This window comes from Ferroplasma sp. (assembly GCF_037442045.1).
Taxonomy (GTDB): Archaea; Thermoplasmatota; Thermoplasmata; order Thermoplasmatales; family Thermoplasmataceae; genus Ferroplasma.
Genome location: NZ_JBBIRC010000002.1, coordinates 25,270 through 45,360 on the forward strand (window position 1 = coordinate 25,270; position 20,091 = coordinate 45,360).

The 20,091-nt window shown below is 34.1% G+C and carries 20 protein-coding genes and 1 tRNA gene; 16 read left to right on the forward strand and 5 right to left on the reverse strand.

From position 1 onward, the window contains the following. Window positions 1-5: 5 nt before the first annotated feature. The 5 genes from WKI77_RS00475 to acs all read left to right on the forward strand — a co-directional run bounded on the left by WKI77_RS00475 (window position 6) and on the right by acs (window position 5,580). On the forward strand, window positions 6-284 hold the full coding sequence (locus WKI77_RS00475; RefSeq protein ID WP_337859874.1) for a hypothetical protein: 279 nt from the start codon (window positions 6-8) through the stop codon (window positions 282-284). A gap of 385 nt (window positions 285-669) precedes the next feature. Continuing rightward, window positions 670-1,464: an IS4 family transposase gene (locus WKI77_RS00480; protein ID WP_337859875.1), complete on the forward strand. Its 795-nt coding sequence runs from the start codon at window positions 670-672 to the stop codon at window positions 1,462-1,464. A gap of 485 nt (window positions 1,465-1,949) precedes the next feature. After that, entirely contained in the window at window positions 1,950-2,681 is a 732-nt protein-coding gene (locus tag WKI77_RS00485) for an electron transfer flavoprotein subunit beta/FixA family protein (protein WP_337859876.1), read from the forward strand. Continuing rightward, on the forward strand, window positions 2,678-3,559 hold the full coding sequence (locus tag WKI77_RS00490; protein ID WP_337859877.1) for an electron transfer flavoprotein subunit alpha/FixB family protein: 882 nt from the start codon (window positions 2,678-2,680) through the stop codon (window positions 3,557-3,559). Before WKI77_RS00485 ends, WKI77_RS00490 begins: the two co-directional genes overlap by 4 nt. Before the next feature lie 95 nt (window positions 3,560-3,654). After that, window positions 3,655-5,580: an acetate--CoA ligase gene (gene acs, locus WKI77_RS00495; RefSeq protein ID WP_337859878.1), complete on the forward strand. Its 1,926-nt coding sequence runs from the start codon at window positions 3,655-3,657 to the stop codon at window positions 5,578-5,580. 19 nt (window positions 5,581-5,599) lie between these two features. Here acs and WKI77_RS00500 read toward each other — a convergent pair whose 3' ends face one another. From WKI77_RS00500 to WKI77_RS00510, 3 genes are read right to left on the reverse strand one after another with little or no spacing between them, the layout of a single operon-like run. Continuing rightward, the gene (locus WKI77_RS00500) at window positions 5,600-5,920 is read right to left on the reverse strand and encodes a hypothetical protein (RefSeq protein ID WP_337859879.1); all 321 of its coding nucleotides are present in this window, start codon (window positions 5,918-5,920) and stop codon (window positions 5,600-5,602) included. 51 nt (window positions 5,921-5,971) lie between these two features. Beyond that, window positions 5,972-6,319 (reverse strand): DsrE family protein, encoded by a 348-nt coding sequence (locus tag WKI77_RS00505; RefSeq protein ID WP_337859880.1) that lies wholly within the window; start codon window positions 6,317-6,319, stop codon window positions 5,972-5,974. 52 nt (window positions 6,320-6,371) lie between these two features. After that, on the reverse strand, window positions 6,372-7,085 hold the full coding sequence (locus WKI77_RS00510; RefSeq protein ID WP_337859881.1) for a DUF92 domain-containing protein: 714 nt from the start codon (window positions 7,083-7,085) through the stop codon (window positions 6,372-6,374). Between the two features lie 194 nt (window positions 7,086-7,279). Here WKI77_RS00510 and WKI77_RS00515 point away from each other — a divergent pair, with 194 nt between their 5' ends. The 4 genes from WKI77_RS00515 to WKI77_RS00530 all read left to right on the forward strand — a co-directional run bounded on the left by WKI77_RS00515 (window position 7,280) and on the right by WKI77_RS00530 (window position 11,527). After that, complete coding sequence (locus WKI77_RS00515) at window positions 7,280-7,948, forward strand: HAD family hydrolase (RefSeq protein WP_337859882.1); 669 nt, start codon at window positions 7,280-7,282, stop codon at window positions 7,946-7,948. Window positions 7,949-7,977: 29 nt separating this feature from the next. Then, window positions 7,978-8,682 (forward strand): MBL fold metallo-hydrolase, encoded by a 705-nt coding sequence (locus tag WKI77_RS00520; RefSeq protein WP_337859883.1) that lies wholly within the window; start codon window positions 7,978-7,980, stop codon window positions 8,680-8,682. Continuing rightward, on the forward strand, window positions 8,679-9,737 hold the full coding sequence (locus WKI77_RS00525) for an ATP-NAD kinase family protein (protein ID WP_337859884.1): 1,059 nt from the start codon (window positions 8,679-8,681) through the stop codon (window positions 9,735-9,737). The genes WKI77_RS00520 and WKI77_RS00525 overlap by 4 nt, the downstream gene beginning before the upstream one ends. Before the next feature lie 62 nt (window positions 9,738-9,799). Further along, on the forward strand, window positions 9,800-11,527 hold the full coding sequence (locus WKI77_RS00530; RefSeq protein ID WP_337859885.1) for a DUF2070 family protein: 1,728 nt from the start codon (window positions 9,800-9,802) through the stop codon (window positions 11,525-11,527). On the opposite strand, the gene aroC is transcribed toward WKI77_RS00530, so the two are convergent. Further along, complete coding sequence (aroC, locus tag WKI77_RS00535) at window positions 11,522-12,592, reverse strand: chorismate synthase (protein WP_337859886.1); 1,071 nt, start codon at window positions 12,590-12,592, stop codon at window positions 11,522-11,524. The genes WKI77_RS00530 and aroC overlap by 6 nt on opposite strands. A gap of 60 nt (window positions 12,593-12,652) precedes the next feature. Between aroC and WKI77_RS00540 the strand changes: the two genes are divergently transcribed. Together WKI77_RS00540 and WKI77_RS00545 are read left to right on the forward strand one after the other, a co-directional pair. Then, window positions 12,653-12,725, forward strand: a tRNA-Gln gene (locus WKI77_RS00540). A gap of 53 nt (window positions 12,726-12,778) precedes the next feature. After that, the gene (locus WKI77_RS00545; RefSeq protein ID WP_337859887.1) at window positions 12,779-13,246 is read left to right on the forward strand and encodes a DUF1940 domain-containing protein; all 468 of its coding nucleotides are present in this window, start codon (window positions 12,779-12,781) and stop codon (window positions 13,244-13,246) included. Between the two features lie 68 nt (window positions 13,247-13,314). Here WKI77_RS00545 and WKI77_RS00550 read toward each other — a convergent pair whose 3' ends face one another. Next, window positions 13,315-14,157, reverse strand: a complete 843-nt coding sequence (locus WKI77_RS00550; protein ID WP_337859888.1) for an NAD(P)H-binding protein — start codon at window positions 14,155-14,157, stop codon at window positions 13,315-13,317. 101 nt (window positions 14,158-14,258) lie between these two features. Between WKI77_RS00550 and WKI77_RS00555 the strand changes: the two genes are divergently transcribed. From WKI77_RS00555 to WKI77_RS00575, 5 genes are all read left to right on the forward strand, one after another. Beyond that, entirely contained in the window at window positions 14,259-15,806 is a 1,548-nt protein-coding gene (locus tag WKI77_RS00555) for an FAD-dependent thymidylate synthase (RefSeq protein WP_337859889.1), read from the forward strand. A gap of 79 nt (window positions 15,807-15,885) precedes the next feature. Further along, on the forward strand, window positions 15,886-17,520 hold the full coding sequence (thsA, locus tag WKI77_RS00560; RefSeq protein ID WP_337859890.1) for a thermosome subunit alpha: 1,635 nt from the start codon (window positions 15,886-15,888) through the stop codon (window positions 17,518-17,520). Window positions 17,521-17,582: 62 nt separating this feature from the next. Then, window positions 17,583-18,548, forward strand: coding sequence for an FAD-dependent oxidoreductase (locus WKI77_RS00565; protein ID WP_337859891.1), 966 nt, complete (start codon window positions 17,583-17,585; stop codon window positions 18,546-18,548). A gap of 23 nt (window positions 18,549-18,571) precedes the next feature. Further along, window positions 18,572-19,477 (forward strand): ornithine carbamoyltransferase, encoded by a 906-nt coding sequence (gene argF / locus WKI77_RS00570; protein ID WP_337859892.1) that lies wholly within the window; start codon window positions 18,572-18,574, stop codon window positions 19,475-19,477. Window positions 19,478-19,665: 188 nt separating this feature from the next. Beyond that, entirely contained in the window at window positions 19,666-20,073 is a 408-nt protein-coding gene (locus tag WKI77_RS00575) for a diguanylate cyclase (RefSeq protein WP_337859893.1), read from the forward strand. Window positions 20,074-20,091: the final 18 nt, after the last annotated feature.

The following is a 20,091-nucleotide window of genomic DNA, read 5'->3' on the forward strand; positions in this document are numbered from 1 at the left end:
TATTTATGGCACTAAAATCAATGGAAAGGGGAGATCTTGAAAAATTTATAGATGAGCTCGAGTTAAATTCAAAGGAAACATATAAATTATGGAATTTTAAAAGTAAGGAAGAATTTGTATCGTTCATTAAAGGATATGTATTTGGAAGTTTTACCATGGGAATAATTGATAAAAATAAAACCATCAACAAAAATTTCATGTTAACAGAAGAGGATATAAATGAAATTATATCTATAATAGAAAGAAGATCCGTTGAATTCCTAAAGAATCTAGAAGAAGAATAATATCATAGGCTTCTTAACTTTACAGTACCATCTATCAAAATTAAATACAAACAGGTCTTATATTCCATTTGATGTTACCCATTTAAAGTTGCAGTGTATCATTAGGAGATATTCTGTTATAATTTAATCTATAAACCTTTATTTTATATGTTTTCCATTTTTGCAAACATACTATTTCCTCCTTTCATTGCTTAAATAATTTTAATTTTATTTCACTGTTCCGGGATTATTGGAATATCGAGTTTTAGAACTTTGCCCTATATTTTCAAAATCTTAATTCTCTCTCATCCAAAGATAGTGAATTGAAGCTTTTATTTTAAATATTGTGCTTATTATATAACTCCTTAAAAATATATGCAAATTATAACTGGGTATAATCACATTCATGCTATTATTCTATAAATTTGTTGAGTTATATATTAAAGCACATGATTATAAAAAATATTCAAGGTATATGAGACTAATAGGAATAGATTCTACATTATTGAAAACATCAATAAAGGGTTCAGGGAAATACCATGGCACTGAAATTAATGGAATAAAAATACATACATCTTCTGTATTATATCCATATATTATGCCACTGAATATTTCCATATCATCAGCAAATAAAAACGATTCATTATTTTTAAATGAATTGCTGGATAAAATGGATGATAAAATATTGTATTCCTCTATATTGGTATTTGATCTGGGATACTATAATTTAGAAAAGTTCCAGGAATTAAAGGATAAAAATATACTATTTGTTTCAAGGATTAAGAAGAATGCAGTGTATGAAAGCATAGGGGAAATAAATAATCATGAAATTATAAGGTTTAACAATGGCCTTACATTAAGGATTGTAAGGGTTAATATCAATAATATGGAATATGATTATATTACCAGTATATTAAATTTAGATGATAAGCATACAGCATATGCATATAACTTAAGATGGAACATAGAGGAATTGTTTAAAATGATGAAATCACAATTAAAGATGGATAAATTAATATCTAAATCGTTGAATGGAATATTAATACAGCTATTTTCCTATTTTATAGCTTATATTATACTGAATATGATTATTGATTCTATTGGTATAAGCATATCTTTCTCTGAATTAATAAGGGGAATAAGGAATAAGAGAATGTATTATTACAACAATATGATTATTCTTGATCTATCCAGAATATAATTATAATTTAAAGGATTGGCATTCCAATTAATGGAATGCCTTACCTACCTGCATAGATAATATCATAGGCTGTTATATAAATCTTTTTGAATTTATTGTTGTTCTTGTATAATTACATGTTAATTTGATTATTTTTTACAATTATAATTGTTTAAATGATAGTTAATAGCATTCATAAGGAATTAAAATTAAATTATTGGATTGTGGAAATATTTCGGCATCTTTATATATTGGAAACAGGTAAGATATAATTAATATCTCGAAAATATTTTATAATTTATGATTAAGCAAATCTATAAAAATTAAAACATCAAATAAAAGTTTTAGCTCACTTATATGACAAGTATACAATTATACAAATAAATTAAAGTCTAACTGATATTATGCAAAATTTTAATCCAAATTTTGTTAAAAACGGACAATAGAAAGATAAAGTGTTATTTTCTATATTGAAAAAATTAAATAGGGTTTTAATATGAGCATTTATGGATATAGCAGTCCTTATTAAGCAAACGGTGGATATGGACCAGATAAAGCTGAACGACAACAATGAGCCTATCATGGATAACATGCCATTAAAGATGGATATTCTCAGCAAAAATGCAGTAGAAGCAGCAGTGCAGCTGAAAGAAAAATATGGCGGTAAAGTTACAGGTATAATATTTGGTACAGATAGATCAACATCAACCATGAAAGAAGCATATGCAATGGGTGTGGACGAAGGCACAGTTATTACTGGATATAAAAAATCTGACCCAATGGTAACAGCCAGTGTCATTTCCTGTGAACTTAATAAATCTAAGTATAACATTATAATTCTAGGAGACCAGTCATCAGATTCATATTCCGGGTTGTTAGCAGGATTGCTTTCATCAGCACTGGGTTTAAATGTAATCACAAATGCAATTAATATAGAAATTAACGGGGAAACAGCAAATGTAACTGTTGAATCCGAAAGCGAGGATATAACTGTTGAAACCAATCTCCCGGCAATAGTTTCTGTTGCTCAGGAAATAAACGAACCAAGATTGCCAAAAGTTATGCAGATCATGATGGCAGGAAAGAAAAACATAAATATTGTTGAGGGCAAACCTGAATACAAGGATGACACAAAAATACTTTCAGATAAAGCCCCTGAAAGCCAGAGAAAGAAAATAATTTATGAGGACGGAAAAGGAATAGATGAAGTGGCAAAAATATTGAGGGTGGTAAAATGAAAGGATTAATATTTTCAGATGAGCCAAAAAACGCTATGGAAATGGTTACATATTTACGTGGAAAAATGGATGTGGATGTAATATCTACAGAGAATAAGGAACTGGTGGAATATGGGGCAGCTACAGTTTATTTTTACAGTGATGGTTTTGTAGATAATTTAAGCAAATTTTTAGCAGGGCATATTGAAAAAAATAATTATGACTTTATTTTCATATCATCAACAAATACTGGCAGAGAACTGGCAGGCATATTATCATACAAATTAAAAATGAAATGCATGCCTGAAATATTCTATTTTGAGAATAAAGAAAATATCACCACGAAAAGATTCTTCCATGGCGGGAAAACTGTAGTTGAAGAGGAAAGCAATTTCAAAATGTTTACTGTTTCCGCAGGCATAATAGAGGCTGAGAAAATAAATAAAAAATCTGATGTCAAAAAGATTGACCTCGAAAAGAGCAATTACAAAATAATTAATGTGAAAAACAAAGAATCTGGAGGAACAGATATAAGGAATGCCAAGGTTATTGTATCAATAGGCAGAGGGCTTGGAAGCCAGGAGAATATTGAAAAGATTATGCCATTAGTTGCTGTGCTTCATGCTGAAATATCAGGATCAAGGCCTGTATGCCTGGATTATAAATGGCTTAGTGAGGACAAGCAGGTTGGATTATCCGGAAAAAAAGTAAGGCCGGATTTTTATATAGCTCTCGGCATCTCAGGCCAGATACAGCATATAGCAGGAATAAGAGGTTCTAAAACAATAATCGCAATAAACAAGGATAAAAGTGCACCAATATTTGAAGAGTGTGATTACGGAATAGTTGGAGACCTTTTTACCGTTGTTCCGGAACTTGTTGAAAAATTAAAAAATTAATTAAATGCCTATTAAAATATTAAAAACCTTTTTAATGTTTAATAAATCCCGTATTTTCAATTAAATATTTAAGTAATGGTGTATTATTATTACCTATGAAAGAAACTCTTCCGGTGGATGAAAAATACAGAATGCATATGACCAGGTATTTTGAAGAATATAAGAGAGCTATAAATGATCCGGTCGATTTCTGGAGGGAAAAATCAAAAATAATAGATTGGTTCCATCCATATGATACTGTTCTCGATGAATCGAACAAGCCCTTTTATAAATGGTTTGTCAATGGAAAAACCAATATGTCATATAACTGCCTGGATAGGTATGCAATGACGGAGAAGAGAAACAAGGTCGCATATATATGGGTCCCTGAAAAGGGCGAAGAAAAAGTAATCACATATTTTGGTCTTTACAGGAGAGTAAATGCATTCGCAAAAGCACTTTTGAATCTTGGCATAAAAAAAGGCGACGGAGTTACAATATACCTTCCAATGATTCTAGAAGCACCTATAGCAATGCTGGCATGCGCAAGAATAGGAGCGGTATTCAATGTTGTATTCTCCGGTTTCGGTGAAGAAGCACTTGCACAGAGAATTGATGATTCAAATTCAAAAACTGTCATTACTGCAGATGGTGGCTACAGGAAGGGAAAAACAGTACAGCTAAAGAAAATTGTGGATTCAGCAATAGATCTAAGTAAAGGCGTTGACAACGTAATTGTTGTAAGGAATACATATGATAAAATCAATATGGAATCTGGCAGGGATTATTATTATGATGAAATTCTTGAAGATGGCTATGTTGAGCCCGAAGAACTTGATTCCAGCGATCCTCTATTTATTTTATATACATCAGGCACAACCGGAAAGCCAAAAGGCATTGTTCATGGTAACGGCGGATATCAAGTATGGATTGCAAATACTCTGAAGTGGGCTTTTAATCCCGGTGAATCTGATCGCTGGTGGTGCGCTGCCGATATAGGATGGATCACAGGTCACAGCTATATTGTCTTTGCTCCACTGCTTCTCGGGATTACATCGATTATGTATGAAGGCGCTATAGATTATCCCAAACCAGATAAAATGTGGGAAATTGTGGAAAAATACGGAGTAAACATATTATACACATCGCCCACCGCAGTAAGGTTATTAATGAAATATGGAGATAAATATCCGTTGAATCACGATCTTTCGTCCTTAAAAACACTGGGAACGGTAGGAGAACCTATAAATCCTGCAGCCTGGCACTGGTTTTATGAAAATATAGGAAAGGGCAGATGCCCGATAATAGACACATACTGGCAAACCGAAACAGGCGGATTTACAATAGCACCATCTGTTGAACTTGGCATGCCGGATCTTAAGCCAGGTTCCGCAACATTTCCAATGCCCGGAATAGTTCCGGAGATACTCAGGGAAGAGGGAACTCCCGCCAAAAGTGGAGAAAAGGGATACATAGTTATAGATAAACCATGGCCCGGGCTCATGATGACAGTCAACAACGACGATCAAAGATATATAGATACTTATTTTTCAAAGTTTCCAGGAAAATATCTCATGGGAGATTATGCAATAAGGGACGAAGACAATTATTTCTGGCTGCTTGGAAGAAGTGATGAGGTTTTAAAGGTATCCGGGCACAGAATAGGAACCATTGAAATAGAGGATGAGCTTGTATCTTTGAAGGAAATAGCGGAAGCAGCTGTATTCGGAAAACCGGATACTGTTAAAGGCGATACAATAATAGCGTTTGTAACGCTGAAAGATGGCTTTGAAAAAACCAGTGAACTTATCGATGCACTGAAAAAACGGATAAGGCATGATCTCGGCCCAATAATGGTACCTGAAGAAATACATATTGTTCCTGCTTTGCCAAAAACAAGGTCAGGCAAAATCATGAGGCGTGTAATTAAGGCAGTATATTTAAATCAAACAACAGGCGACATAAGCACGCTGGAGAATGAATCTTCTGTGGAAGATATTAAAAAGGCAATGGAAATTATAAGAAAAGGAACTGGAGATTGAAATTACTTCACTGCACAAATTAATTTTTTTTAATAATTTTTAGCAATAGAGGTATTTTTAATATTGTATCAGGGCTGTCGAAAACAATATGCTCTAAAGGTTTTTTATGCGGGTCAAATTTATCAACATGTACTTCATAATGGTCAATGAATTCTACAACATGTATTCCCAGTTTTGATCCATCAATGCTGCATCTATAATCTCTTACTTGGCCACGAATTTTTCCGATAGATCTGAAAAATAACCCTGTTTCCAACGGGTCTTCCATTTCCTTTGGTAAATCAATTTTTCCATCAGCAAGAGCGATTGCACATGCAGTACTCCATGAAATATTACTCATAAAATTTCAAGGCAAACTGATTATTAAAGTTGGCGATCTATATTAAAAAAATTAAAATGTAATTACTGAAAAACCGTTATCTATCTCTTTTGCTGTCTGAATTCCACCCATAACAGGTTCAATGCCTTCAAGAAGCTGTTCTTCGCTTAGCCCAATTCCTTTTGCCGAAACCTTGCAATATGTAATTTCTATTCCTGCGCTTTTCATCTTATCAACAAGTTCTATGATTGGCTTTATTCCATTGGAATCCTTCAATAAATTCTCAACTCCCCTTCCCAGAAACATAAAATGAACTGTTGCATTTGCATTTTTAACAGAGCTGTAAGCAAAATTAGCTGCTACATTTACCATATTCAGATCGTCTTTTCCTTTTGTAAGAACTACGAACATTTTTGCCATAATCTATAATATAATGACGGTTAATAAACATAACTGTATTGATCATATTTTATCAAAGATATAGTATAAATGCAATAGCCACAGCCAGCAATGTTGAAAAAGCGTTAACCTGGCCCTTGGACATTTTGCCTTTATTTTCAAAAAGGGCACCTAAAATACTATCGATCTGGCATCCCGTGAACCCAAGAACTGTTATAACTAGCAATGAAATAACATCAAAACCATGGAAATTGAGTATGACATATGATATCCCAATTATAAATGCACCAAATAGTGCGGCAGCTTCCCCAAGTAAAGAAATTCCACCGTTTATTCCTGGCCTTATTTTTTTTAAGCTGGTAATCATATAAACATTACTGTCAAATACCCCTATTTCAGATGCAAAAGTATCTGCATTAACCGACGCAAAAGAAACGCCAAATATCAGGAAATATGGAAATCCTCCAATTTTTGCTGCATTCATGACTGCTATAGCAATTCCTATCAATGCAGCATATATGACATTGGATGCGTGCCTCTCTCCATTTTCGCCTTCCTGCAATTTTCTCTGCATTTTTTCTTTAATTCTGAATTTTGTTGCGAGCTGTGCTGTAACAGCAAATATAAGCATTAAAATAAGCCAGTAGAGAGACCCTAAAACCAGAACAATAATACCAACTATGAGGGCAGCCACTGTGCCCTTAAAATCAAATACATTGAATTTTAATGCAAATACAAAAAGTGTCAGAAGAATTGCCACTGATGTTATTATATAGTAAATGTTCATGCTTTACACCTTTCATTGATGGAAATATTATTTTCTATTAAAATGAAAATATGGCACGATTTAATCTCTGACATTACGTCATATATATTGCAGGGCTATAAATTTTTTATGCCATGAAGTAAATTCATATTATATATATAATTATATGAAAACTATATAGTAAGTTCTTAATATATATTGTTAATATATACTTAATGATAGAAATAGAAGAACTGAAAAATGGCATAAGAGCAGACAAAGACTATTTAAAAAATATTAAATTAATGGTATTTGATATGGATGGAGTATTATTAAAAAATAGAAATTCATGGGATATAATAATACACAGATCGATGAAAAAGATATATTTAGCAAATGAAATGAAATATACTTTTGATTATCTCTGGCATAATGGACTGCCTGATAATATTTTTGAGGAACTCACAGAAACAAAAATTAAAACATATTTAAATCTCAATGATTTATCTTTTAACGTTTTAAGGACAATGGAATATTTGAAGAACAGGAAAATAAAAACAGCCATAGTATCTGCAGGATCGCAGGTTTTTGCTGGATATTTATCTGAACTTCTTGGCATTGATTATTACACAGGAAATGAAGTTGATGTAAAAAATCATAATTTTATTAAAAACGTTGATCCAGCCACGAAGGACTTAAATGTAAAAAAAATACAGGAAAGATATGGCATATCACAGTCCGAAACAGTCAGTGTAGGAGACTCCTACATGGATTTATCAATGAAAAAAAGATCAAAATATTTTGTTGCATTTAATCCATCTTCCTCCAGATTAATCGAACCATCTGATTTCTTTGTAGAATTCACAGACCTGTATGGAATTATAGAAAACATGGTAAGGCACTAAATTTTTAATCTTTAAACATATACGTTTCCATGAAATTTAAGGCAATAGGCACATGGAGTTCAAAACTTGACATTGGAAAGAAGAATAGTTCATTTCTCCTGGAGGATAATACACTTCTTGACTGTGGCCCTCATGCTGTAGAGGAATTAATTAATTCAGGCATAAATTTAAAAGATATTAAGGCAGTTCTGGTTACTCATTTACATTTGGACCATTACGGTGGCATCCCGGAACTAATATGGCAGAGAGCACTTAATGGCATAACAGACCCTGTTAATATAATTGGCCCTGAGAAAATAGAAAACAGCACAATATCCATACTTAAATACTATAATACGCCTGAATTTATGCTCGAAGGAGTAAAATTCAATAATCCTGATAACAGGGTTACAGTTGCACCTGGCATTCATACTGTAGAAGACTATACATACAGAATCAAAATAGAAAATAAAAAATTATTCTATTCAGGCGATACATCATATTCGGAAACAGCAATAAAAAATGGTGAAAATTGTGATATTTTTATACACGAAGCCACGTACTGCAATAATAAGGAAGATGAAGCAAAAAAATATGGCCATTCAACAGTAAATGATGCACTTAAAGCCTTTACTTTAAGCAGATCTAAAATCCTTGTTCCCACACACATGTCTGCTGATTCACTCAATCAAATCAAATCATTGAATTATGAAAATATATTAATTCCTGAGGATGGAAAGGTGTATTATCTGTGAAAACAGTGGCATTTTTTGTTAACCCGCTTGCTGGTTATGGAGGCATAAGAAACAATAAAGGGTCCGATAATATGCATCTGGAAAATATTGAAGATTCAACATCAATTAAAAGATCAATAGAGTTTCTTTCAGGAATTAAATGCAGGGACATAACATTTATTGTTCCATATGGCTGCATGGGATCTGATGAAATGGACATTGCTGGATTGAAATATACAATTTCATATCATCCCGAAGAGCCAACAACATCAAAGGACACGATAAATTTCCTGCTTTCTGCTTCCGGGGCAGACTTAATATGTTTTGTTGGAGGAGACGGAACTGCAAGGGACGTATTGAAAGCAGGTTTGGGTATACCAGTTATTGGAGTTCCTGCAGGAGTAAAAATGTACAGTTCTGTTTTTTCTATAAATATAAAATATGCAATTGAAGTTTTTACTAAATTTTGCATATCTGATCCAGAATATATAGAATGCGAAGTTGCGGATATTAATGAAGAGCAGTACAGAAAGGGAAAACTGGAGATTACCAGCTTTGGAACTTTAAAAATTCCCGATTTTGATGGAATGATGTTCTCCTCAAAGGCAGAATATCCGGAATCTTCATCATATGATATTGCAGAATACATTATTGATAATATGAAAGAAGATGTTTATTATATAATAGGCCCGGGAAGTACCTGCAAGGCAATAGTTAATTCCCTTGGCTTTAAAACAAATATGCTTGGCTTTGACATCTTTAAGGGAAAAAATTTAATAACAGAAGATGCTGGTGAGGATGCAATATACAATAATATATTTACAGGGCACGTAAAGATAATAATATCGATTATTGGTGGACAGGGATTCCTGCTTGGGCGGGGGAATCAACAGCTATCGGCGAGAATAATAAAAAAAACCGGTTTTGAAAATATTTGTGTTATATCATCACCAGAAAAGCTTTCCGGCATTTCATCACTTGCAGTGGATATCAATGATCATGAAATTAAAATTCCGAAATTCATAAGGATATTAACAGGATACGGGCAGTTTAAAATGATGAAAAGCAGATACTAATTTATCTATATTCCTAAATAATTAAGCGGAATAATTTATATCTAATAGTTCCATTAACGGTTGTGCAAAAAGGAAATACACTGGCAGGATTATCAAGATATCTAAAAACTTCACCTAAGTGGTATTATTTAATATTGCCAGTTGTCATACTATTTCTCATTAATTATTTTATACTGAACGATTTTATTTTACTTCTAATTGTATCGATTCTCCCATTCATGCTTTTATTGCTTATTGATTATATTAGCATTAAACTTACAAATAAACAATTCAATAATAACCGTATCATATACCTTGATTTCATATCACTGGTCATGGTTACATTATTTTTCCTGGTTGGTGTTTTATTGCACCCAATAATTTTAATGCCAGATTATTATATTATAGCTGTAGCCATAGCTTTTCCTGCATTTTTAAGATTCCTGGTTTTATATATTTATTATCCATCATCCATGATTTCCGCAATAGCTCTTTCGATGAATTATACATATTCATATATAATTATAGCATTGATTTTTTATAAAATAAATAGCATTGCAGTTAGATTTATTGTTCCACTCATTGTGGCAACAATTATTTACGTTATTTTTTCATATTTATTCCTTATATTTACAACAATAGGATTCACAGCAAAATACAAGTCAAGGCCTTCAGAACTGATTAATTTTTTCCTTAACAGAGATAATGACGGAGATATAGGTGAAAAATTTTTCAGCCATGTGTATAACAAAAAAAGAAACATTCCGGTAGTTACAACAAATATAAAGAAGGGAAATGAGAATTTAGTTACACTTGTTTTCCCGTTTGTGCATCCTGGCCCATTCGGTAATCTTTGCAGCAGCAATTTGCCATTAAAGCTCAGCAAAGAACTTGAAAGGGACAATGTAATGGTTTTTCATACTGCAACAACAAACAGCAATAATTGCAGTGGAGTAAACGATATTAAAAATATTGGCAGAGCTGTTAAAAATTCAATGTCTAAAATAAAATATTATAATTCTGTATCTGATTTTGTAAAATTCAATGTGGACGGTTACGATGTCTCACTTCAAAAATTTGGCAACTCTGGAATTTCAGCAGTAATACCTTATGATAAACCATTTGATGATATTTCAATAAAAGCAGGTTTAAAGGTCATGAAAGCCCTTGAGGAAAATGGCGCGGAGAATTTTGCATTGCTGGATGCACAGAACAGTTTTATTGAAAATGCTGATGAACTGGAAAACTGCGATATGATTATAAATCCTCTCATAAAAAAATTCAAATCCACAGATTCAAAATATCCTGCCATTATCGGATATGCAAGAAATTATGAAAAAATAAATGGCCTGGCATCAATGGGCGTGCAGGCACTGGTTTTCAAAATTGAAGACCATTACAATGCCATAGTTTTAACAGATTCTAATAATATAAGCAGGGATATAATAAAACTGGCACGGTTAAAATCTGATAAAAGGGTAAAGAACATGGATATATATACAACAGATAATCATGTAGTGAATGTTGGAAATCTGGATATAAATCCTCTTGGAATGCACTGTGAACCAGAACCTGTTGCCAATCTTATAAATAAAACAGTAATGGATGCCATTGAGAATTGCAGCCCTGTTTCAGTTGGAACGCATACAGAGCATATAAATGTAACAATGGGTGAAGAAAACGCCTTCCACAATCTTATGAACACAGTTATCACCTCAATGAAAGTAGCAAAATACTCCATCGCTTTTATAATGTTTATATCCATATTTGTATCTGTTCTTTCCTTCAGATACCTGGTTTTCCATTTATAATGATCTTTTTGACATGATCATATCAAGTATTACAAATGCTGTCATTGCCTGAATTACAGGAACCGCACGGTAAGATATAAAAGGATCATGCCTGCCCTTCACCACAACTTCTGAGGCTTCCATTTTTTCAATATTAACGGTTTTCTGCGGCAATCTAATTGACGATGCTGGTTTCATAGCAATATTGAACTCAACAGGCATTCCATTTGTTATGCCCCCAAGTATGCCACCAGAATTATTTGTTTTTGTTACTATTTTATTATTTTCAATGTAAAATTCATCGTTTGCCTGGGAACCCTTCATATTGCCCAGTTTAAATCCAGAACCAAATTCTATCGCCTTTAATCCCGGTATGGAAAACATGGCTTTTGAGATCTCGCTTTCAATAGAATTAAAAAATGGTTCCCCGATGCCTTCTGGAACATTGCAAATTTTGGTACTTATTACGCTCCCAAGGCTATCGCCTTCCTTTATTACATCAAGTATTCTGGTATATAGCAATTCATCTTTTTCCTTATTCGGCATTCTTGTCTTAAAATCGTATGCATAATCTTCATTATCTGGGGGGCTTTCTTCAAGCGTTATGCCCCCGGCCGATTTTATGTAAGTTACTATTTTTATATTGTATTTTTTTATTATATCCATGGCGAGTGCACCGGCTGCAACAAGTGGCATGGTCATCCTTCCCGAAAAAAATCCTCCTCCTTCATAGTTTCTGTATTCTCCATATTTGTAATACATGGTTAAATCTGCATGCCCTGGCCTTGGATTTGCCTTCAAATCATCATAATGTTTGTCAATATAATCCTTATTTTTGAAAATAAATGTAAATGGTGAACCATCTGTATATCCATTATGGGAGCCTCCAATGATTTCCATTAAATCATCTTCCTTTCTCTGTGTGGTTATAATTGTCTGCCCGGGCTTTCTCCTGTCAAGCCATTTCTGTATAAACTCTTCATCGATATTTATCCCTGCAGGAAGGCCGTCCATTGTACCGCCTATGTAAGGGCCATGGGATGAACCGAATACTGTAAGCTTTACTTCATTGCCAAGTGAGAACATAAAAAGATATATGGTTATAATTTATTAATATTTTTATATCAAATAGCAATAACCGTATAAAGCTCCGTGGTGTAGAGGCCAAGCATTACTGGCCCTGGACCAGCAGACGGCAGTTCGAATCTGCCCGGAGCTATTGTAGTTATATTTTATTGAATAATTTAATTAAATAGGTAATAATTTACTGTTATGGGAGTAGAAGAATTATATGAATACTGCGAATTAATAGATAAAACTCTTCCGCCAGACCACGCATTTTTCCTTTATGAAGCACATATAAAAATAGTACAATCTTATCTTGGCCTTGCCGTATCTCAGGCGAGAAATGTTGAAAAAATCAGGGAAATTCTTGATATACTGGATACACTGAATGAAAACATATATGATAGTGATACAGTTCTTCCAGATCAGGTTAGGAAATCTATGAGACATGAAACAAAGGAATGGATTGATATTGAACAAAAAATGGATAATGGCGATAAATACACCGCATACCTTGTGCTTGCAGCTTCAAATCTCAGAATAGCCTTATCAGAGCTCTGGACCTTGAAAAAAGATCCCGATTTTTCTGAGCATATAACGGATTATACACTGGAATTTATGCCAAAATTAATAAATATGATAAATAACGAAGCCATAGGAAACGTTCTCCTTTGATATTCGCAGTAATTGTATTCTCTATAGTTTCGGTATTAAGGTTTTAGTGCCTTCCTTCATAGCATGGTCTATAAATTATTTAAATCTGTGGAATCAATATATTCTTTATATGTTGTTGGCTCCTTTACATACCTGAATAAGGATGTATTCTCCTTGTAATAATCCAGCTGAAGCATATAAAACTGCTCCTTTGTAAGCAATCCTCTTTTCTGCAATGTTCCTATAAAAGGTCTGAAAATCAATGATGACACTTCCTTCACAGGCTGCATCCCAAGTTTGGCTCTAATAATATTGAACATATCTGCAAATGTTACTTTATCTTTTGTGCACACATCAAGTACTCCAGACCTTTCAAGTGAATTTTTAATCACAGTGATAACATCGTTGATGTATACTGGTGCCATATTGCCGCTCTTTGGCAGGTATGGAACTTTCCCCTTTGCAACGTCAAGAAGCATTTTTGTAAATTTATCACCGGCTCCAAACATTGTGGACGGCCTTATAACAAGTGAATTTTTGAGCATGATTGCATTATCCTCGGCAAGCCTTTTATACCTGAAATAATCGGTACTTCCCTTGTCTGCATTTATTGCTGAAAAGTATATAAGTTTCTTATTTCCTCTGAGCTCCTGCATGGCCTGAACTACGTTTTTCATGCCCTTAAGCGATAAATCTTCATGTGTTTCCTCATCTTCTTTTAAGACATCTATTGCATGTACAATAAGGTCATAATCACCAATGGCGTTTTTAACATCTTCATATTCCCTAACATCGCCTTTTATATATTTAACGCCAAGCCTGTCAAGTTCCTCGGAATTATTCCTTGAAAAATAAGCCTTTTCTTCAGCATCCATCTGTTTCAGGATATTGCTTCCAACGAATCCTGACCCACCAAGAACTATTAATTTCATGATACTGTATATTTAATGCATATAAAAATCTTATATCTTTAAATTTGCCACAACAATCAACAAATAGTTATATTTTTATTCTTTGAATTAATTCAAATATCATGGATGATTTTTCAAACAGGGATAAAGATGTTTTTTTAATAAAAACAGATATGATTGATAGAGGAGCTCTAATGTCCAGGTATAGTAGAACAGGGAGCCTTGATATCAGGGGAGTTTATGAAAAAGAATTCAAAAATAATCCAGATAAAGCTGTCGATTTCTATAAAAGAATATTTCTTGATTATGGTGATGAATCCGTAGCCGAGCTTACAACAGCCCAGCTTGGAATCCAGAATGTGTCAAATATAATATCAAAAGTGATAGAGGAACCCAGAATAGGATTGTCATATCTGGAAAAATCATCAAGATATGTGAAATACAATAAAAAAGATAATGGAAAATATCTTTTCCTGCATGGTGAAGATGCTGGAATAGAAGAACCTGATGATTACAATGAATACTGCAATGAACTCTTTAATTTTTATTCCAGCGCATACCCGGAAATGCTCAAATATATGGGTGAAATCAATCCACTGGAAAATTTTACTTTTGAAATTGGTGGAAAAAATTATAGATCATCAGAATTAAAAAATATTGATGAAAAAACAATAGAAAAATCATATAATACCTCCCTGAGATCAGCCGTTCTTGACGAAATCAGGTCTGTGCTTCCATCATCAACCCTAACAAACATAGGAATATCGGGCAATGGAAGGGCGTTCATATCTCTTATAGAAAGGCTCAATGCTTATGGAATTCCTGAAGCATCAAAATATGGAAATCTAATTTATAATGAACTTAAGCCGGAACTCCCGGAATTAATAGACGATGCTGTATCTGGCCATGGAAAGTCCCAGAATGAATACAATATTGCAAGAGATTCTATTGGAAATAATTTTAATGTGGATGATAGCAATGCCTGTGCTGTAAAACTGCTCAATTATATGGATGAAGCGAAGGCAATAGACATGGCTACCAGGATGCTTGTTTATGGTAATTCAGGCTACTATGGAAGCACCGGCATGCCTTCAGAAAAGGAACACAAAATTTTAAATCAGTTGACAGAACTCAGGCAAAATCGCAGGCATAAACTCGGCAGGTCTTTTGAAGGGATTAATTATACATTTGAAGTAACTATGAATTACGGCGCATTTAGGGAATTCCAGCGCCACCGGTTTTTTTCAATAATCAGGAAACCGTTATCAACAATATATGGATATGATATACCAAAAACCCTTGGGGATATATCAGGACTCAGATCGGAGTATATTGATTTGATGGAGCAAGCAGTGCCATTATACAATAAAATAAAGAAAAAATCTGGTACAAAAATAGCTCAGTATGCAGTTCCATACGCATATAAATATCCGTTAGTTTTCAGTTCTAATCTAAATGAGCTCACATATTTCATTGAATTGAGAAGCAATCAGCAGGTGCATCCTGACCTGAGAAAAGTTGCACTTGATATTTATGGTGAGATTAAAAATGTGCATCCAGTTCTGGCATCCATGATAAAATTTGTGGATACTGGAGATTACAGGCTTGGCAGGCTACCATCAGAGGTAAGGAAGGAAAATAAAAAGAAAACTTTGGCAAGGAAAAATTAAAATTATTTTCATTCTTTAATTTTAATATTTCAATTTTAGAAAAATTTATATTGAAGAACATATTTATGAATCGATTGTTATGATGTCAGGTCAAACCCCAATATTAATATTAAAAGAAGGAACAGAAAGGCAACAGGGCAAGAATGCCCAGAAGAACAACATTGAAGCCGCCAAGGCAATTGCTGATGCAGTAAGAACAACTCTTGGACCAAAAGGAATGGACAAGATGATGGTTGATTCCATAGGAGATATAATTATCTCAAACGACGGTGCAACCATACTGAAAGAAATGGATGTTGACCATCCCACTGCAAAAATGATTGTAGAGGCTGCAAAGTCACAGGATACAGCAGTAGGAGACGGAACAACAACAGTTGTTGTATTCGCAGGAGAACTTTTAAAGCAGGCAGAAGCATTGCTGGATCAGGGAGTCCATTCAACAATTATAGCTGACGGATACCATCTTGCTGCAGAAGAATCAAGAAAACAGCTTTCAAATATGGCAGTAAGTGCAAGTGATGATGCAATGCTTAAAAAGGTTGCAATTACAGCACTGTCAGGCAAAAACACAGGGGTGGCACCTGAATTCCTTGCAGATCTTGTTGTAAAGGCAATAAATTCCGTTAGTGACACAATTGGCAAAAAAACTGTAGTTGATACAGCAAATATAAAAGTCGATAAGAAGAGCGGCGGCAGTGCAGCAGATACAAAATTCATAAATGGAATAATAATAGACAAGGAAAAGGTTCATTCAAAAATGCCATCTGTTGTTAAGAACGCTAAAATAGCACTTATAAATTCTGCATTGGAAATTAAGAAAACAGAAATAGATGCGAAAGTTCAGATAACAGACCCTTCAAAAATCCAGGAATTTCTTGACCAGGAAACCGACACACTTAAAGACATGGCTGATAAAATTAAGAAATCAGGTGCAAACGTTGTCCTGTGCCAGAAAGGAATAGATGATACTGTTCAGTATTACCTTGCAAAATACGGAATATATGCTGTAAGGAGAGTAAAGCAGAGCGACATGGAAAAACTGGCAAAAGCCACGGGAGCAAAGATGATTACCGATCTTGATGACATAACAGAAGAAACAATGGGAAAAGCCGAAACCGTCGAGGAAAGAAAAATAGGCGATGACAGGATGACATTTGTTACTGGCTGTGAAAATCCAAAGGCCGTTAACATATTAATAAGGGGTGGAACCGAGCATGTCGTTGATGAGATTGAAAGATCACTCAATGATGCAATACGTGTAGTTGCAATAACAAAGGAAGATGGCAAATATCTTCCAGGAGGAGGAGCAGCAGAAGCCGAGCTTGCAATGAAACTCAGATCCTATTCTAACAGTGTAGGAGGAAGGGAACAGCTGTCAATAGAAGCTTTTGCAAAGGCACTTGAGATAATTCCAAGGACACTTGCAGAAAATGCAGGAATGGATCCAATAAATACATTGATATCGCTTAAATCTGAGCATGAAAAGGGAAACAAAAACTTCGGTGTTGATATGGATTCAAATAAAATAAGTGATATGCTGAACGCAGGTGTGTATGATACATTCCGTGTGAAAACACATGCTATAGAAAGTGCGGTGGAAGTTGCAACAATGATATTGAGAATAGACGATGTAATAGCAAGCAGAAAATCATCAGCCCCACAGGGTGGAGCTGGCGGAATGGGCGGCATGCCAGGCGGCATGGGCGGCTATTAATTTTTTATTTTTATTTTAAAAGTATATATACCTTTTAGCAATATTTTAAACGGTGATTTATTATGATGCAGTTTAACGTGAGTTCAACAGAAAGAGATTATGCAACAGATTATGATGTTATTATTATTGGTGCCGGCGCAGCAGGATATTCTGCAGGCGTTTATATTAAAAGATCCGGTATGAGTGTAGCAATACTGGAGCGTGAAGCAGTTCCTGGAGGAAATACAGGAGTATCACCTCTGGTTGAAAATTATCTTGGATACAATGCAATAGTTGGATCTGACCTTGCTGAAGATTTTAAAAAGCATTACGAGCAGTACGGAAAAATTATTACCGAAATAGATGTGCGCGATATTAAAAAAGAAGGAGATAAATTTAAAATTATTACAAACAGGTCAGAATTCACAGCAAACGCCATAATAATAACTACAGGTACAACACATAGAAAGATGAACATTAAGGGGGAGGATGAATATTATGGTAAAGGAATATCATACTGCTCTACATGTGATGGTTACCTTTTCAAAGATAAAAATGTAGCAGTGATTGGTGGCGGGAATTCCGGCGCTATATCAGCACTTTATTTGAAAGGAATTGCAAAAAATGTTTCTATTATAGCGCATTCAAAAATTAAAAAATGCGAAGAGGCATACATAAAAGCAATAGATGAGAAAAAAATTCCCTTTATACTTAATGCAGAATCCGAAGAATTCCTGGGAGACGGCAAAAAACTTACCGGGATAAAATATAAAGATCTTGGCACAGGTGATGAAAAAATCATAAATATTGATGGAATTTTTGTGTATATAGGTGTCATTCCTCAAACATCTTTCCTTAAAAACATAGGCATGGAGCTGGATAAACATGGATTTATAATTGCAGATGAAAAGGGAAGAACAAGCATCCCCGGCATATATGCTGCAGGCGATGTGCTTTCTGGAAGTGAAGAACAGATTGCCACTGCAGTAGGCGATGGCAGCAGAGCTGCGATTACTCTATATACTGATAAAATAAATAAGAAGTTTTAAATTAATCTTTTTTATTTACAATCATGAAAAGAGATATATTATCAGTTGCAGACATGGAAAATGATTTATGTGAAATAATAGACACATCCATAAAATTGAAGAAAGATAAAACTATAAAATTTTCTGATAAGAAAATATTGGGAATGATTTTTGAAAAGCCGAGTACAAGAACAAGAATATCTCTTGAAGCTGCCATGGAACAGCTTAATGGCCATGCAATTTATCTCAGTCCAAAGGATATGCATCTCGGGGATGGAGAAACCATCGCAGATACCGCAAGAGTAATGTCAAAATTCGTGGATATAATTTCTTACCGCGCATTTGATTATAGAAATGTAAGGGAACTGGCAAAATATGCAACTGTTCCAGTATTAAACGCTCTTGACAACCTTGAACACCCAATGCAGATTGTTGCCGATTTTATGACAATTATGGAGAAGAAACACAGGCTGGAAAATCTTAAAATGGCTTATATAGGTGACGGAAACAATATGGCAAACTCCCTGCTTCTTGGTGCTGCAATAACTGGAATGGACATATCAGTAGCATGCCCAGAACATCATGAACCTGATCAGGATATAATCCATAAAGCAAAAGATCTGGCTTTAAAGACCGGAAGCAGGATTGAAATAATAAGAGATCCAAGAACTGCAGTAGATTCGGCAGATGTAATATATACAGATGTATGGGTTTCAATGGGGGAGGAAAATGAAAAGGCACAGAAGGAAAAGCTATTTAATGGATATCAGGTAAATCAGGAACTTGCAGATTTTTCAGATCAAAATTACATATTTATGCATTGCCTGCCGGCCAGAAGAGGCTTAGAAGTAACAGATGAAATTATTGATGGAATACACAGTGTGGTATTTGATGAGGCAGAAAACAGGCTTTACAGTGAAAAAGGAGTTATTTATAAACTCATTTCATAATTTTAATTATTCTAATTTCTCAAATTCCCCTTAATTCATTTTTTAGAAACACAAAGAGCCGCAAATCCAAATCATGCAGATTATTATTAATTTCACAGTTAATTGCCTGTTCTACATTTTATGCAAATCAGTATTAATACATCTTAATGAAACAGGAATATATTTATTTTAAGTGATATTGTCTTACCATGGTAAAAGTGGCAGTACCAGTAACCGATGGAAAAGTTGATTGCCCACCCCTTGGTCAGGAAATATATATTTACGACATAAGTGACTTTGCAAAACTTGTAGAAATATATGACAATCCAGCAAAAACTGCGAAATCAGTTCCTGGAATGATTATGCTCAAATCCGCTCTGGATAAAGATGTCAGTGCTTTTATAGTAAATGAAATACATTCACCCGGCGTAATGTTTCTTAAGGGAAATAAATTTGCAAATGATAATATTAAAATATTTCTGGCAGAAAATGAAAGGCTTGAGGATGCAATAAAAAAATACGTAAAAAAAGAATTAAAGGATATAACAGAATCCGGCCAAAAAAAGATGCTGTTAACAGCTCACGACCTTGGACTTTTTGAGTATCAAAATTTTTAAAATTATAGTTCATCTATA

Excerpts from the sequence above, each read along its gene's own strand:
- WKI77_RS00545 (WP_337859887.1), top strand. The coding sequence starts at position 12,779 with ATGGGAGTAGAAGAATTATATGAATACTGCGAATTAATAGATAAAACT.
- WKI77_RS00500 (WP_337859879.1), bottom strand. The coding sequence starts at position 5,920 with ATGAGTAATATTTCATGGAGTACTGCATGTGCAATCGCTCTTGCTGAT.
- argF (WP_337859892.1), top strand. The coding sequence starts at position 18,572 with ATGAAAAGAGATATATTATCAGTTGCAGACATGGAAAATGATTTATGT.
- WKI77_RS00475 (WP_337859874.1), top strand. The coding sequence starts at position 6 with ATGGCACTAAAATCAATGGAAAGGGGAGATCTTGAAAAATTTATAGAT.
- aroC (WP_337859886.1), bottom strand. The coding sequence starts at position 12,592 with ATGTTCTCACTTGGCAATGAAGTAAAGCTTACAGTATTCGGTTCATCC.
- WKI77_RS00510 (WP_337859881.1), bottom strand. The coding sequence starts at position 7,085 with ATGAACATTTACTATATAATAACATCAGTGGCAATTCTTCTGACACTT.
- WKI77_RS00480 (WP_337859875.1), top strand. The coding sequence starts at position 670 with ATGCTATTATTCTATAAATTTGTTGAGTTATATATTAAAGCACATGAT.
- thsA (WP_337859890.1), top strand. The coding sequence starts at position 15,886 with ATGATGTCAGGTCAAACCCCAATATTAATATTAAAAGAAGGAACAGAA.
- WKI77_RS00515 (WP_337859882.1), top strand. The coding sequence starts at position 7,280 with ATGATAGAAATAGAAGAACTGAAAAATGGCATAAGAGCAGACAAAGAC.
- acs (WP_337859878.1), top strand. The coding sequence starts at position 3,655 with ATGAAAGAAACTCTTCCGGTGGATGAAAAATACAGAATGCATATGACC.
- WKI77_RS00555 (WP_337859889.1), top strand. The coding sequence starts at position 14,259 with ATGGATGATTTTTCAAACAGGGATAAAGATGTTTTTTTAATAAAAACA.
- WKI77_RS00550 (WP_337859888.1), bottom strand. The coding sequence starts at position 14,157 with ATGAAATTAATAGTTCTTGGTGGGTCAGGATTCGTTGGAAGCAATATC.
- WKI77_RS00505 (WP_337859880.1), bottom strand. The coding sequence starts at position 6,319 with ATGGCAAAAATGTTCGTAGTTCTTACAAAAGGAAAAGACGATCTGAAT.
- WKI77_RS00565 (WP_337859891.1), top strand. The coding sequence starts at position 17,583 with ATGATGCAGTTTAACGTGAGTTCAACAGAAAGAGATTATGCAACAGAT.
- WKI77_RS00485 (WP_337859876.1), top strand. The coding sequence starts at position 1,950 with ATGGATATAGCAGTCCTTATTAAGCAAACGGTGGATATGGACCAGATA.
- WKI77_RS00490 (WP_337859877.1), top strand. The coding sequence starts at position 2,678 with ATGAAAGGATTAATATTTTCAGATGAGCCAAAAAACGCTATGGAAATG.
- WKI77_RS00520 (WP_337859883.1), top strand. The coding sequence starts at position 7,978 with ATGAAATTTAAGGCAATAGGCACATGGAGTTCAAAACTTGACATTGGA.
- WKI77_RS00575 (WP_337859893.1), top strand. The coding sequence starts at position 19,666 with ATGGTAAAAGTGGCAGTACCAGTAACCGATGGAAAAGTTGATTGCCCA.